A 13,546-nucleotide genomic window follows, 5' to 3' on the forward strand; every position below is an offset into this window, starting at 1 on the left:
TCGGCCGTCCGCGAGGCGGTCGCCGCCTTCGGCCGCGGCGAGTGCTTCGTCGAGCGCTACCTCGACAAGCCCCGCCACGTCGAGACCCAGTGCCTGGCGGACAAGCACGGCAACGTCGTCGTCGTCTCCACCCGCGACTGCTCCCTGCAGCGCCGCCACCAGAAGCTGGTGGAAGAGGCCCCCGCGCCGTTCCTGTCGGCCGAGCAGAACGCCGAGCTGTACCGCGCCTCGAAGGCCATCCTCAAGGAAGCCGGCTACGTCGGCGCCGGCACGGTGGAGTTCCTCGTCGGCATGGACGGCACGATCTCCTTCCTGGAGGTCAACACCCGCCTGCAGGTCGAACACCCCGTCACCGAAGAGGTCTCCGGCATCGACCTCGTCCGGGAGATGTTCCGCATCGCCGACGGCGAGGAACTCGGCTACGACGACCCGCCGCTGCGCGGCCACTCCTTCGAGTTCCGCATCAACGGCGAAGACCCCGGCCGCAACTTCCTGCCCGCCCCCGGCACCGTCACCACCTTCGCGCCCCCGTCGGGTCCCGGTGTCCGCCTGGACGCCGGTGTCGAGTCCGGCTCCGTGATCGGCCCCGCCTGGGACTCCCTGCTCGCCAAGCTCATCGTCACCGGCGCCACCCGCCAGCAGGCACTGCAGCGTGCCGCCCGCGCGCTGGAGGAGTTCCAGGTCGAGGGCATGGCCACCGCCATCCCCTTCCACCGCAAGGTCGTCACCGACCCCGCCTTCGCCCCGGCCGAGGGCCCCTTCACGGTCCACACCCGCTGGATCGAGACCGAGTTCGTCAACGACATCAAGCCCTTCGCCGCCCCCGCCGGCGCGGAGGAGGCCGAGGACGAGGCCGGCCGTGAGACGGTCGTCGTCGAGGTCGGCGGCAAGCGCCTGGAAGTCTCCCTCCCCTCCTCCCTCGGCATGAGCCTGGCCCGCACGGGCCTGGCCGCCGGTGCCAAGCCCAAGCGCCGCGCCGCGAAGAAGTCCGCCTCCGCCGCCTCCGGCGACACCCTCACCTCCCCCATGCAGGGCACCATCGTCAAGGTCGCCGTCGAAGAAGGCCAGGAAGTCAAGGAAGGCGACCTCATCGTCGTCCTCGAAGCCATGAAGATGGAACAGCCCCTCAACGCCCACCGCGCGGGCACCATCAAGGGCCTCACCGCCGAAGTCGGCGCCTCCCTCACCTCCGGCGCCCCCATCTGCGAGATCAAGGACTGACGTCCGTACGTCTTCCTGCGAAGGGGCCTGCCGGTCGTGACCGGCGGGCCCCTTCCGCATGCGGAGAGGGCCTCCGGCTGGGCGATGGCATGCTGGAGACACGGCGGAGCAGGGAGGAGGCGCCATGACGACCAGTACGGCAGCGGGCACGGCACCGGGTACGCCACCGGGCTCGGCGCGCCCCATGCGGGCGGACGCGCGCCGTAATTACGGACGACTGCTGTCGGAGGCGCGCTCCGCCTTCGCCGAGCACGGCACCGACGCGTCGCTGGAGGACATCGCGCGCCGCGCGGGGGTGGGCATCGGCACGCTGTACCGGCACTTCCCGAACCGGCACGCGCTGATGGGCGCGGTCTTCCAGGAGGCGCTGGGCTCGTTGCTGGAGCGCTCACGGCAGCTCGCCGACGCGGAGCAGCCGTGCGAGGCTCTGGTCGTCTGGCTGCGCGCCATCATCACGCACGCGGGCGAGTACCGCGGCCTGGCGAGCGCGCTGATGTCGGCGTCGCACGACCGGAGTTCGGCGCTGTCGGAGTGCAACGTGCCGCTGCGCCAGGCGGGCGCCCGCCTGCTGGACCGGGCCGTGAGCAGCGGCTCCGTACGGGAGGGCGTCTCGATCGACGACCTGATGCAGCTGACGAACGCGATCGCCCTGGCGGCGGAGCAGTCCCCGGACGATCCGGAGCTGGCGGACCGCCTGCTGCGGCTGACCCTGCGCGGCCTGAAGGCGTAACCGCGTGCGCGGGCTCGCCCCGCGCGCTCAGCGGCGCCGCAGGTCCGCCACCCGGGCGCCGCGCTCCGCTGCGCGGTCGTCCGCGGACAGGGAGGCCGACGCGGCCGAGCGCAGGGGGCCGCCCGGGTGCCGGGCGCCGCGCTGGCCCGGCAGGGGCACGTCCCGGCGCGGCGGGCGGCCCGGCGGGGAGGCGTCCGAGGCTCCGGCGGAGCCGGAGCTCGCGACCGTGAGCTGGACGCCCTGGTCCGCGAGGGCCTGGAGCTCGGTGGCGGCGCGCTCGTCATGGGCGGGGGGCTCGTCGGTGACCAGCCGCGTGATCACGTCCGTCGGCACGGTCTGGAACATCGTGTCCGTGCCGAGCTTCGTATGGTCGGCCAGCACCACGACCTCCGCCGCCGCCTGCACCAGCGCCCGGTCGACGCTCGCCGACAGCATGTTGGACGTGGACAGGCCCCGCTCGGCGGTCAGGCCGCTCCCGGACAGGAACGCCCGCGAGACCCTGAGCCCCTGGAGGGACTGCTCGGCCCCGCTGCCCACCAGCGCGTAGTTGGAGCCGCGCAGGGTGCCTCCGGTCATGACGACCTCGACGCGGTTGGCGTGCGCGAGCGCCTGCGCCACCAGCAGGGAGTTGGTGACGACGGTCAGTCCGGGGACGCGGGCGAGCCGGCGGGCCAGCTCCTGCGTGGTCGTCCCGGCGCCGACGACGATGGCCTCGCCCTCTTCGACGAGGGCCGCGGCGGCGTCGGCGATGGCCGTCTTCTCCGCGGTCGCGAGATGGGATTTCTGCGGGAAGCCGGACTCTCGCGTAAAACCGCCCGGCAGTACCGCACCGCCGTGCCGGCGGTCGAGGAGTCCTTCGGCCTCCAGGGCCCGCACGTCACGCCGTACGGTCACTTCGGAGGTCTGGACGACGCGGGCGAGCTCACGGAGCGATACCGCCCCGTTGGCGCGCACCATTTCGAGGATCAACTGGCGACGTTCTGCAGCGAACACGAAACTGACAGTAACCCCAGCACGCGGGTGTTTGCAGCCGTATGCACCGAATACGAGAAGATGCGAACAGACGGGGCCGCCAAGTGGTATGGGCGGCCCCGTCCGTGTACGTACGACGATCGGCCTCGACCGGTCGATGTCCCGACTTGCCGGGGGTTGCCGGGTGTTGTCCCGGTGACCGGGGGGCGTTACGCCTCGGCGGTCGTCTTCCGGGTGTGCAACTGCCGTGCCACCTCGGCGATCGAGCCCGACAGCGACGGGTACACGGTGAAAGCGTTTGCGATCTGTTCGACGGTCAGATTGTTGTCGACCGCGATCGAGATCGGGTGGATCAGCTCACTGGCGCGCGGGGCGACGACCACGCCGCCGACCACGATGCCCGTGCCCGGACGGCAGAAGATCTTCACGAAGCCGTCCCGGATGCCCTGCATCTTGGCGCGCGGGTTGCGCAGCAGCGGCAGCTTCACGACCCGGGCGTCGATCTTCCCGGCGTCGACGTCGGCCTGGGTGTAACCGACCGTGGCGATCTCGGGGTCGGTGAAGACGTTCGCGGAGACGGTCTTGAGGTTGAGCGGGGTCACCGCGTCGCCGAGGAAGTGGTACATGGCGATGCGGCCCTGCATGGCGGCGACCGAGGCGAGCGCGAAGACCCCGGTGACGTCGCCGGCGGCGTAGACGCCCGGCGCCGAGGTGCGCGAGACCCGGTCGGTCCGGATGTGGCCGGAGTCCCTGAGCCGTACGCCGGCCTCCTCCAGGCCCATGCCCTCGGTGTTGGGGACGGCGCCGACCGCCATCAGGCAGTGGGTGCCGGAGATGACCCGGCCGTCGGCGAGGGTGACCTCGACGCGGTCGCCGACGCGCTTGGCGGAGGCCGCGCGGGAGCGGGCCATCACGTTCATGCCGCGGCGCCGGAAGACGTCCTCCAGGACGGCGGCGGCGTCCGGGTCCTCGCCCGGCAGCACCCGGTCCCGGGACGAGACGAGCGTGACGCGCGAGCCGAGCGCCTGGTAGGCGCCCGCGAACTCGGCGCCGGTGACACCGGAACCGACCACGATGAGCTCCTCGGGGAGCTCGGTGAGGTCGTACACCTGGGTCCAGTTGAGGATGCGCTCCCCGTCGGGGAGGGCGTCCGGGATCTCGCGCGGGTGGCCGCCGGTCGCGATCAGGACGGCGTCGGCGGTGAGGGTCTCCTCGCTGCCGTCGGCGGCCGTGACGATCACCTGGCGGGAGCCGTCCACGGCCTGGCGGCCGTCGAGCCGGCCGCGGCCGCGCAGCACGCGGGCGCCGGCCCGGGTGACGGAGGCGGTGATGTCGTGGGACTGGGCGAGGGCGAGCCGCTTGACGCGGCGGTTGACCTTGCCGAGGTCCACGCCGACGATCCGGGCGGGCTGGTCGATGTGCGGGGTGTCGTCCGCGACGATGATGCCGAGCTCCTCGTGCGAGGAGTCGAAGGTGGTCATCACCTCGGCCGTGGCGATGAGGGTCTTCGAGGGTACGCAGTCGGTCAGGACGGACGCTCCGCCGAGGCCGTCGCGGTCCACGACGGTCACCTCCGCGCCGAGCTGGGCGGCCACCAGGGCCGCCTCGTATCCGCCGGGTCCGCCACCGATGATCACGATCCGGGTCACTGGGGTTACGCCTCGCGCTCTCGTCACGGCAGGGATGGAGTACGTAGCCCATTGTCCCGCACCCTCCGCGCGGCTTCCCGTCGGGTCCCGGTCGCGCCGCGGTCGCGCCGCGCCCGGGCCGTGGCCGGGCCGCGGGGCGGGTGCCGGGCGGGTCCCGATCAGGTGGCCGCCCCACGGGGAACAGCGCCCGCCCGGGCCGCTCCCGTACCCTCGGACCCATGTCGCTCTACGCCGCGTACGCCGGCAACCTCGACGCGCGGCTGATGACCCGCCGCGCCCCGCACTCCCCGCTGCGCGGCACGGGCTGGCTCAACGGCTGGCGGCTGACCTTCGGCGGTGAGCAGATGGGCTGGGAGGGCGCCCTCGCCACGATCGTCGAGGCGCCGCGCTCACAGGTCTTCGTCGCGCTGTACGACATCGCGCCGATGGACGAGGACTCCATGGACCGGTGGGAGGGCGTCGGCCTGGACATCTACCGGCGCATGCGGGTGCGGGTGCACACCCTGGACGGCGAGGAGCCGGCCTGGGTCTACGTCCTGAACGGCTACGAGGGCGGCCTGCCCTCCGCGCGCTACCTGGGCGAGATCGCGGACGCCGCCGAGTCGGCGGGCGCGCCCCACGACTACGTGATGGAGCTGCGCAAGCGCCCCTGCTGAGGCGCTGCGCGAAGCCGCCCGGGCGCCGCGGAGGCGCTGCCGAGGCGCTCCCGGCCGGCTCTTGTCGGAAACGACAAGGCAACGATCCGAGCTCCGTGGGCATCGTCATCTACGCGCGTAGGCAATCTCGGGCTACGCTCTTGTCCGTACGTGTTTTTCCGGGGCCCGCCCCCGGCCCCCGGCTCCGCGCAGCGGTCCGGGGCGACTGTTACTTCGCGAGGCGAGAGACTCTGTGAACGCAACTGCCACCCCGGACCACCTCCAGGGCGACCCCTACGCCGCCGCCGCCGACGCCGCCGCGCGCCTGCGCGAGCTGACCGGCGCCGAGACCCACGACGTCGCCCTCGTGATGGGCTCCGGCTGGGCGCCGGCCGTCGACGCGCTCGGCGCCCCCGAGGCCGAGTTCCCGGTCACGGAGCTCCCCGGCTTCCCGCCGCCGGCCGTCGAGGGCCACGGCGGCCGCATCCGCTCGTACCGCATCGGCGACAAGCGGGCGCTGCTCTTCCTGGGCCGTACGCACTTCTACGAGGGCCGCGGCGTGGCCGCCGTCGCCCACGGTGTGCGCACCGCCGTCGCCGCCGGCTGCAAGACGGTCGTGCTGACCAACGGCTGCGGCGGCCTGCGCGAGGGCATGCGCCCCGGCCAGCCGGTCCTGATCAGCGACCACATCAACCTCACGGCGACCTCCCCCATCGTGGGCGCCAACTTCGTGGACCTGACCGACCTGTACTCGCCGCGTCTGCGCGCGCTGTGCAAGGAGGTCGACGCGACGCTGGAGGAGGGCGTGTACGTCCAGTTCCCCGGCCCGCACTACGAGACCCCGGCCGAGATCAACATGGTCCGCGTGATGGGCGGCGACCTCGTCGGCATGTCCACGGTCCTGGAGGCCATCGCGGCCCGCGAGGCGGGCGCCGAGGTGCTCGGCATCTCCCTCGTCACCAATTTGGCCGCGGGCCTTTCGGGTGAGCCCCTCAACCACGAGGAGGTCCTCCAGGCGGGCCGCGACTCGGCCGCCCGCATGGGCGAGCTGCTCACGCGGGTCCTGGACAAGATCTAGAACCACCCTGTGGCGCGGCCCCGGAGCCTAGGGAGTGTCCGCAAAGTAGCGTCGTCCGCCCGCGAGGGCGGGCCTGGCGGCGTCTGGTGCGTGCGATCGCAAGGCGGAGGATGGAGCCACTGCGGAGCATTGGCGACTGACGACAACGCGGCGAGCGTGCGTGCCAGACGCCGCCAGGCAGACGGGACTTTGCGGACACGACCCAGTCCGGGGCCGCGCCCTGCTCCGCCCGGGGGCGGGGTACCCGTAGCGCAGACCACTCCGTACGACTCCCAGAGAGGCAGACCACCGTGCAGCAGAACCTCATCGCGCAGGCGGAGGCGTGGCTGGCCGAGGACCCGGACAGCGAGACCCGCGACGAGCTGGCCAAGCTCATCGAGGCCCGTGACCTCGACGCGCTCGCGGACCGGTTCGGCGGCACGCTGCAGTTCGGGACGGCCGGGCTGCGCGGTGAGCTGGGCGCCGGGCCCATGCGGATGAACCGCTCCGTGGTCATCCGGGCCGCCGCCGGCCTCGCCGCGTACCTGAAGGGCAAGGGTCAGGAGGGCGGCCTGGTCGTCATCGGCTACGACGCCCGCTACAAGTCGGCCGACTTCGCCCGGGACACCGCCGCCGTGATGACCGGCGCGGGGCTGCGCGCCGCCGTGCTGCCGCGGCCGCTGCCGACGCCCGTCCTGGCGTTCGCCATAAGGCACCTGGGCGCGGTCGCCGGTGTCGAGGTGACCGCGAGCCACAACCCGCCGCGCGACAACGGCTACAAGGTCTACCTCGGCGACGGCTCCCAGATCGTGCCGCCCGCCGACGCCGAGATCGCGGCCGAGATCGCGGCCGTCGCGCGCCTCGCCGACGTACCGCGTCCGGAGTCCGGCTGGGAGACCCTCGGGGACGAGGTCCTGGAGGCCTACCTGGCGCGTACGGACGCCGTCCTGACCTCCGGATCCCCCCGGACCGCGAACGTCGTCTACACGGCCATGCACGGCGTCGGCAAGGACGTCGTCCTCGCCGCCTGGGAGCGGGCCGGTTTCCCCGCGCCGGTGCTCGTCGAGGAGCAGGCCGAGCCCGACCCGGCCTTCCCGACCGTCGCGTTCCCGAACCCCGAGGAGCCGGGCGCGATGGACCTGGCCTTCGCGAAGGCGCGCGAGGCCGGTCCGGACATCGTCATCGCCAACGACCCGGACGCCGACCGCTGCGCCGTCGCCGTCCCGGACGACACCGCCGAGGGCGGCTGGCGGATGCTCCACGGCGACCAGGTCGGCGCGCTGCTCGCCGCCCACCTCGTCCGCAAGGGCGCCCGGGGCACCTTCGCCGAGTCGATCGTGTCGTCGTCGCTGCTGGGCCGGATCGCGGAGGCGGCCGGGCTGCCGTACGAGGAGACGCTGACCGGCTTCAAGTGGATCGCGCGCGTGGACGGCCTGGCGTACGGCTACGAGGAGGCGCTCGGCTACTGCGTCGACCCCGAGGGCGTCCGCGACAAGGACGGCATCACGGCGGCGCTGCTCGTCGCCGAGCTGGCCTCGGTCCTCAAGGAGCAGGGCCGTACGCTCACGGACCTGCTGGACGAGCTGGCCGTCGCGCACGGCCTGCACGCCACGGACCAGCTGTCGGTGCGCGTGCAGGACCTGAGCATCATCGCGAACGCCATGCGCCGGCTGCGCGAGCAGCCGCCCACCGCGCTCGCCGGGCTGACGGTGACCTCCGCCGAGGACCTGAACGAGGGCAGCGAGGCGCTGCCGCCCACGGACGGGCTGCGGTACTACCTGGAGGGTGCCTTCACGGCGCGCGTGATCGTGCGCCCGTCCGGCACCGAGCCGAAGCTGAAGTGCTACCTGGAGGTCGTCGTCCCGGTCGCCGACGCGAGCGGACTGGCCGACGCGCGTGCCAAGGCCGGTGACGTCCTGGGCGCGCTGAAGCGCGACCTGGCGGCCGCCGCCGGTATCTGAGCCGGCCACCCTTGAGAGGGCCCGTACGGAGAGCTTCGCCGAGCTCTCCGTACGGGCCCTCTTGCGGGTGATTCTCGTACGGCAGGTGACGCACGGCTCCGATACGCACCCCGGGCCGACGAGCAGGGTGACCCCCATAGCGCAGCCGAGCCCCGAGCGAGACTGGAGTTCCACCGTGCCGCCGTCGGCGATCACCGCCCGCCCGACCGTCCCCGCGTCCCGGCGGCCCCCGTCCCCGGCGGCCGTATCCGTCCGGGAGCGGGCCGCCCGGTCCTTCCGGTACGCCGCACCCGCCCTCGTCGGCTATCTGACGGTGCGGCTCTTCGGGCTGCTCGTCCTGGCCCGCTGGGCCCATCTGAAGGGGCACGGCGTCTGGCCGACGCTCGCCACGTCCTGGGACTCCGACTGGTACCTGGGCATCGCCGACCACGGCTACGAGGACTCCCTCGGCACCGCGTACAACGCCAACAACCTGGCGTTCTTCCCCCTCTACCCGGTGCTGATCAAGGCGGTCGCGGGCGTCACGCCCGGCTCGCGCGCGTCGGTGGCGCTGGTGCTCGCGGTCGGCTTCTCGCTGGTCGCGGCGTGGGGGGTGTTCGCCGTCGGCGCCCATCTGCACGGGCGTCGCGCGGGCACCGTACTGGCCGTCCTGTGGGGTGCCCTGCCGGTGGCGGTCGTCCAGTGGATGGGGTACACGGAGTCGCTGTTCACGGCGCTCGCCGCCTGGGCGCTGTACGCCGTGCTGACCGGGCGCTGGTACGCGGCGGGGGCCCTCGCCGTGCTGGCGGGGCTGACCCGGCCCACCGGGATCGCGGTGGCGGCGGCGGTGTCGGTGGCCGGTCTGCTCGCCGCGGCGCGCACCCGGCGCGGGGCGCCGCTCGCCGCCGCCTGCGCGGCCCCGCTGGGCTGGCTCGGTTACGTGGCCTGGGTGGGCGCCCGGATCGGCCGCTGGGACGGCTACTTCGCCGTGCAGCGGCTGTGGCGCAACGCGTGGGACGGCGGCGCGGGCACCCTGCGCGAGCTGCGGTACCTCCTGGTGTACGACCGGAACCCGCAGCTGTTCCTGGTCGCCGTCTCGGCGGTGCTGGTGCTGTCGGCGGCGGCGTACGTGCTGTGCCTGGCGGAGCGGCAGCCGCCGGTGCTGCTGGTCTTCAGCGGGGTGCTGCTGCTCGTCGTCCTGGGCAGCGGCGGGGTCTACTTCCCGCGGGCCCGCTTCCTGGTGCCCGGCTTCCCGCTGCTGCTGCCGTGCGCCCTGGCGGTGTGCCGGGCGCGGCGGGTGGTGGCGGGGCTGGTGCTGGGCGGGGCGGTGCTGGTGTCGGCGTGGCTGGGCGCGTACATGCTGCTGGTGTGGCCGGGCCCGCCGTGACGGGCGGCCGGTTACGCGGTGGTGGTGAGCACCACCAGCAGCACCAGGCCCACGAGCGAGGTCGCGATGACCTCGTACGCCCAGCGCACGCGCGGTTCGCCCTGCGCGGTGGGCCGGGAGGCGCACTGCTCGGCCAGCTGGCGCAGCTCGGCGATGCTCCGGTCGGCGCCCATGGCTTCGGCGACCTGGGGCGCGGAGGCGCCGGACTTCGCCGCCGCACGGTCCTGGAGGCGGGCGGCGCGCTTCCGCTCCCGCAGGGAGACGGGTATCGACCAGAGCTGGTACTTGGTCCCGCCCTTGGTGAAGACCTCGCTGGAGTATCCGGCGCGCACGGTGGAGACCGCCGCCCAGGGGAGCTCGATGGTGCGGAACGGGTTGCGCACGATCATCCGGTCGTGGTTCGCGCGCACGACCGGCCGGAAGGTGAAGGCCGAGATGAGCGGCACGACGAGGAGCAGCGCCGCGAGCGCGACCCAGCGGGCGCGCCCTTCGCCGCGGATGAGGGCGTCACCGCCGATCCAGGCGGCGAACGCGAGCAACAGGAGGCCGCCCACGATCGCCAGGGGCGAGCGGTAGGACCGGTCGGCGGCGGGCTCGGGCTGCTGGGGGCTCGTCATGCGGCCGATTCTGCCTCACCCCGCGCGGGCTCACGCGACGAGATCGGCGTACAGGATGATGTTGTCGGGGCGGTGCCCGTCGACGAGTTCGCCGCCGCAGGTGATCAGGCGCAGTTCGGGCCGGGTGGTGTCGCCGTACACCTTGGCGGTGGGGAACGCCTTCTTGGCGACCTGCTCCAGCTCCCGTACGCGGAAGACGGCGGTGGTGCCGTCGGCCCGCTGGACGCTGATCTCGTCGCCCGTGCGCACCTTGGCGACGTTCTTGAGGACGGCGGGGCCCTTCTCGGTGTCGAAGTGGCCGATCAGCACGGCCGGTCCGGTCTCGCCGGGCGTCACGCCCTTGTCGTACCAGCCGATCTTGTCGGCGTCGGCGACGGAGGGGACCTCGACGGTGCCGTCGGCGGCGAGACCGAGGTCGAGTACGGGCCCGGTGTCGACGCCGGCCGCGGGCACGCGCACGCGGACCGGCTTGGACCGCGCCAGCGGGGCGGCCTGCTCACCCTGGACGGCCGCCGGGGCGGCGGTGGCCGGCTCGATGTGGGCCGGCGGGGTGGCCGCCTTCGCGGGGCCGCCCGCCGCGGGCGTACCGCAGCCGGCCAGGGCGGCCGGGGCGGCGAGGGCGAGCAGCACGGCGGCGATGCGGCGGGGTACGGCGGCGACGGCGGGCATGGGCGGGCTCCAGGGGGACGGTGGACGGGTGGTACGGGCCCGGGCGGGCCGCCGCGGGGTGCGGCGGCCCGCCCGGTGGGGGTGGGGTGGTCAGGCGCGGGTGCCGGCGCCGGCGCGGCGGCGCAGGGCGACGAAGCCGAGCCCGGCGGCGGTGACGGCGGCGGCGCCCGCACCGGCGACGACCAGCAGGTGGTCGCCCTCCTCGACCTCGGCACCGGCGGCGACGCCGCCCTTGGGCACGATGGTGGTCTGGGTGGTGGCGGAGGTCTGCTGGGTGGACGCCTTGCCGGTGGTGCCGCCCTGCGGCTTGGCGCCGCCGGTGGTCTGGGCGGCGCCCTTGCCGAGGAAGACGGGCGCGCCCTGCTTGCCGCCCTTGAGGTGGTAGGCCGCGATGCCGCCGTCCTGCTCCAGCACGACGACGGAGGCGCCGTAGAAGAAGACCCGGCGGGCCTCGCCGTTGGTGTAGGTGAAGCCGCGGCCCTTGCCGTTCTCGACCAGCTGGAGGCCGTACATGCCGTCCTTCTTGCCGAGCTCCAGGACGGTGCCGTCGGCGAGCTTGTACTGGCCGGGCTTGCCGCCGGTGGTGAAGTTGCCGACCCAGTGGTGGGTGGAGCCGTCCGGGTTCAGGACGAAGAAGCCGCCGTTGTTGTTGCCGGCGGCCGAGCGGGCGTTGGCGTCGACGACGCCGATGGAACGGCCGTTGACGAAGGACTCGCCGCGGTAGTGCCGGACGGCGACCTTGTAGATCTTGACGAGGGTGCCGTCGGAGAGGGTCTCGTCGCGGACGAAGGTGCCCTTGGCGGCGTCGCCCTTGCCGTCCTCACCCTTGCCGCTGTCATCCTTGCCGCCCTCGTCGAGCAGGCTCCAGGTGAGGGTGCCGTCCGCCTTCAGGGTCACCTTGACGCCGTCGAAGACCTTCCAGTCCTGCGGCATGAGGAAGTCCGCCGTGCCGGCCTTGAGGGCGCCCACGGAGTCGGCGCCCTTGAGGATCTCCGCGGAGTAGACCTCCTCGTTGACCTTGTAGACGTGGGCGACCATCTCCTTGGGGAGGAGGTGGGTCTTGATCAGCTCGCCCTGGGAGCCCGGGGTGGTCAGGAAGGCCAGCAGGTGGCCGTTCGGGCTGAGCTCGACGCCCACGTTGGCGAACCGGCCCCTGACGACCTTGTCGCCGCTGGTGAGGCTGCCGAGGAGCTTGCCGTCCTTGAAGAACTCGGCGACGAAGCGGCCGTCGCCCTTCTTGTAGACCTCGGCGACCACACCGGCCAGCAGCTGCTCGGTCCGCACGTGCACGCGCTCGGCGGTCTTGCTGTCGCCGGCCTTCGTGTCGGCGTTGTTGGCGCCGGCGGCCGGCGCGGTGCCGTCCGCGGCGAAGGCGGCGCCGGCGGTGACGGCCGGGGTGAGAGCGATGCCGGCGAGGACGGCGGTGGCAAGGGCGGTGCGAAGGGCGGAACGCATAACGACTCCTGTGAACAGGTCGGTTTCGGATGGAAGAGCCGCATGCCTGCCTTGCCTCGTCGGTGTGGCCGTTGAGTGTGGGGCGGGGCTGCACGAACAAAGTTATGGATCTTGTGTGGGGGAGTCGTCCGCTCCCTGTCACAGGCGTGTGACAGCGCTCACGCTCCCCGTGTCCACCGCCGCCACCAGGGGTTTTCCACAGCCCCGGATACGGGGGCTGTACAGGCCGCTACGCGCGTAGATATGCTCCAGTGGTGACCATGCCCACCACCCTCTCCGCATTCGCTGACGTGACCGCGTCCGACAGCACACTGCGCCGCTTCCTCCACGGGCTGCCCGGTGTGGACCCCGTCGGCCTCGAAGCGCGCGCCGCGTCACTCGGTACCCGTTCGATCAAGACCACGGCCAAGGCGTACGCCATCGACCTGGCCATCTCGATGATCGACCTGACGACGCTCGAAGGCGCGGACACCCCGGGCAAGGTCCGGGCGCTCGCCGCCAAGGCCGTCCACCCCGACCCGACCGACCGCACCACCCCGCGCACCGCCGCGGTGTGCGTGTACCCCGACATGGTGGCCACCGCCAAGGCCGTCCTGACCGGCACGGACGTCAAGGTCGCCTCCGTCGCGACCGCCTTCCCGGCCGGCCGCGCCGCCCTCGACGTCAAGCTCGCGGACACGCGGGACGCCGTAGAGGCCGGGGCGGACGAGATCGACATGGTGATCGACCGCGGCGCGTTCCTCGCGGGCGACTACCTGAAGGTCTACGAGGAGATCCGGGCCGTGAAGGAGGCCTGCGGCGAGCGGGCGCGCCTGAAGGTCATCTTCGAGACCGGCGAGCTGTCGACGTACGACAACATCCGCCGCGCCTCCTGGCTCGGCATGATCGCCGGGGCCGACTTCATCAAGACCTCGACGGGCAAGGTGGGCGTCAACGCCACCCCCGCCAACACGCTGCTCATGCTGGAGGCGGTGCGCGACTTCCGCGCGCAGACCGGGGTCCAGGTCGGGGTGAAGCCCGCGGGCGGCATCCGCACGACCAAGGACGCCATCAAGTTCCTGGTCCTGGTCAACGAGACCGTGGGCGAGGACTGGCTGGACAACCACTGGTTCCGGTTCGGCGCCTCGAGCCTGCTCAACGACCTGCTGATGCAGCGTCAGAAGCTGGCCACCGGACGTTACTCCGGTCCCGACTACGTGACGGTGGACTGATCA

The 13,546-nt window shown here is 73.0% G+C and carries 12 protein-coding genes; 7 read left to right on the forward strand and 5 right to left on the reverse strand.

What is annotated here, in order from left to right; translation table 11 throughout:
- Together AC07FJ_RS26745 and AC07FJ_RS26750 are read left to right on the forward strand one after the other, a co-directional pair.
- The coding region (locus AC07FJ_RS26745; RefSeq protein WP_479051852.1) for an ATP-binding protein at positions 1 to 1,221 on the forward strand (1,221 nt) is incomplete at its 5' end.
- A gap of 124 nt (positions 1,222 to 1,345) precedes the next feature.
- Positions 1,346 to 1,951: a TetR/AcrR family transcriptional regulator gene (locus tag AC07FJ_RS26750; protein ID WP_479051853.1), complete on the forward strand. Its 606-nt coding sequence runs from the start codon at positions 1,346 to 1,348 to the stop codon at positions 1,949 to 1,951.
- 27 nt (positions 1,952 to 1,978) lie between these two features.
- On the opposite strand, the gene AC07FJ_RS26755 is transcribed toward AC07FJ_RS26750, so the two are convergent.
- Both AC07FJ_RS26755 and AC07FJ_RS26760 read right to left on the reverse strand, forming a co-directional pair.
- Positions 1,979 to 2,944, reverse strand: coding sequence for a DeoR/GlpR family DNA-binding transcription regulator (locus tag AC07FJ_RS26755; protein ID WP_468294454.1), 966 nt, complete (start codon positions 2,942 to 2,944; stop codon positions 1,979 to 1,981).
- Positions 2,945 to 3,132: 188 nt separating this feature from the next.
- The gene (locus tag AC07FJ_RS26760; protein ID WP_361429905.1) at positions 3,133 to 4,599 is read right to left on the reverse strand and encodes an NAD(P)H-quinone dehydrogenase; all 1,467 of its coding nucleotides are present in this window, start codon (positions 4,597 to 4,599) and stop codon (positions 3,133 to 3,135) included.
- Positions 4,600 to 4,790: 191 nt separating this feature from the next.
- Between AC07FJ_RS26760 and AC07FJ_RS26765 the strand changes: the two genes are divergently transcribed.
- The 4 genes from AC07FJ_RS26765 (at position 4,791) to AC07FJ_RS26780 (ending at position 9,591) form a co-directional block, all read left to right on the forward strand.
- Complete coding sequence (locus AC07FJ_RS26765) at positions 4,791 to 5,228, forward strand: gamma-glutamylcyclotransferase family protein (protein ID WP_071965776.1); 438 nt, start codon at positions 4,791 to 4,793, stop codon at positions 5,226 to 5,228.
- Between the two features lie 232 nt (positions 5,229 to 5,460).
- A complete protein-coding gene (locus tag AC07FJ_RS26770; protein WP_361429907.1) occupies positions 5,461 to 6,285 on the forward strand; it encodes a purine-nucleoside phosphorylase in 825 nt (274 codons plus the stop codon).
- Positions 6,286 to 6,575: 290 nt separating this feature from the next.
- Complete coding sequence (locus AC07FJ_RS26775) at positions 6,576 to 8,225, forward strand: phospho-sugar mutase (protein ID WP_479051854.1); 1,650 nt, start codon at positions 6,576 to 6,578, stop codon at positions 8,223 to 8,225.
- Positions 8,226 to 8,400: 175 nt separating this feature from the next.
- Entirely contained in the window at positions 8,401 to 9,591 is a 1,191-nt protein-coding gene (locus AC07FJ_RS26780) for a hypothetical protein (RefSeq protein ID WP_479051855.1), read from the forward strand.
- An 11-nt stretch (positions 9,592 to 9,602) separates the two neighbouring features.
- Here AC07FJ_RS26780 and AC07FJ_RS26785 read toward each other — a convergent pair whose 3' ends face one another.
- From AC07FJ_RS26785 to AC07FJ_RS26795, 3 genes are all read right to left on the reverse strand, one after another.
- Positions 9,603 to 10,208, reverse strand: a complete 606-nt coding sequence (locus AC07FJ_RS26785) for a PH domain-containing protein (RefSeq protein ID WP_479051856.1) — start codon at positions 10,206 to 10,208, stop codon at positions 9,603 to 9,605.
- Between the two features lie 30 nt (positions 10,209 to 10,238).
- A complete protein-coding gene (locus tag AC07FJ_RS26790) occupies positions 10,239 to 10,877 on the reverse strand; it encodes a class F sortase (protein ID WP_479051857.1) in 639 nt (212 codons plus the stop codon).
- Positions 10,878 to 10,967: 90 nt separating this feature from the next.
- The gene (locus AC07FJ_RS26795) at positions 10,968 to 12,332 is read right to left on the reverse strand and encodes a hypothetical protein (protein ID WP_479051858.1); all 1,365 of its coding nucleotides are present in this window, start codon (positions 12,330 to 12,332) and stop codon (positions 10,968 to 10,970) included.
- A 260-nt stretch (positions 12,333 to 12,592) separates the two neighbouring features.
- On the opposite strand from AC07FJ_RS26795, the gene deoC reads away from it, so the two are divergent.
- Positions 12,593 to 13,543 carry a deoxyribose-phosphate aldolase gene (gene deoC / locus AC07FJ_RS26800; RefSeq protein WP_361421637.1) on the forward strand — a complete coding sequence of 317 codons (951 nt, stop codon included), beginning with the start codon at positions 12,593 to 12,595 and terminating at the stop codon, positions 13,541 to 13,543.
- The last annotated feature ends 3 nt before the right edge of the window (positions 13,544 to 13,546 follow it).

Source organism: Streptomyces sp. NPDC045998 (genome assembly GCF_056430285.1).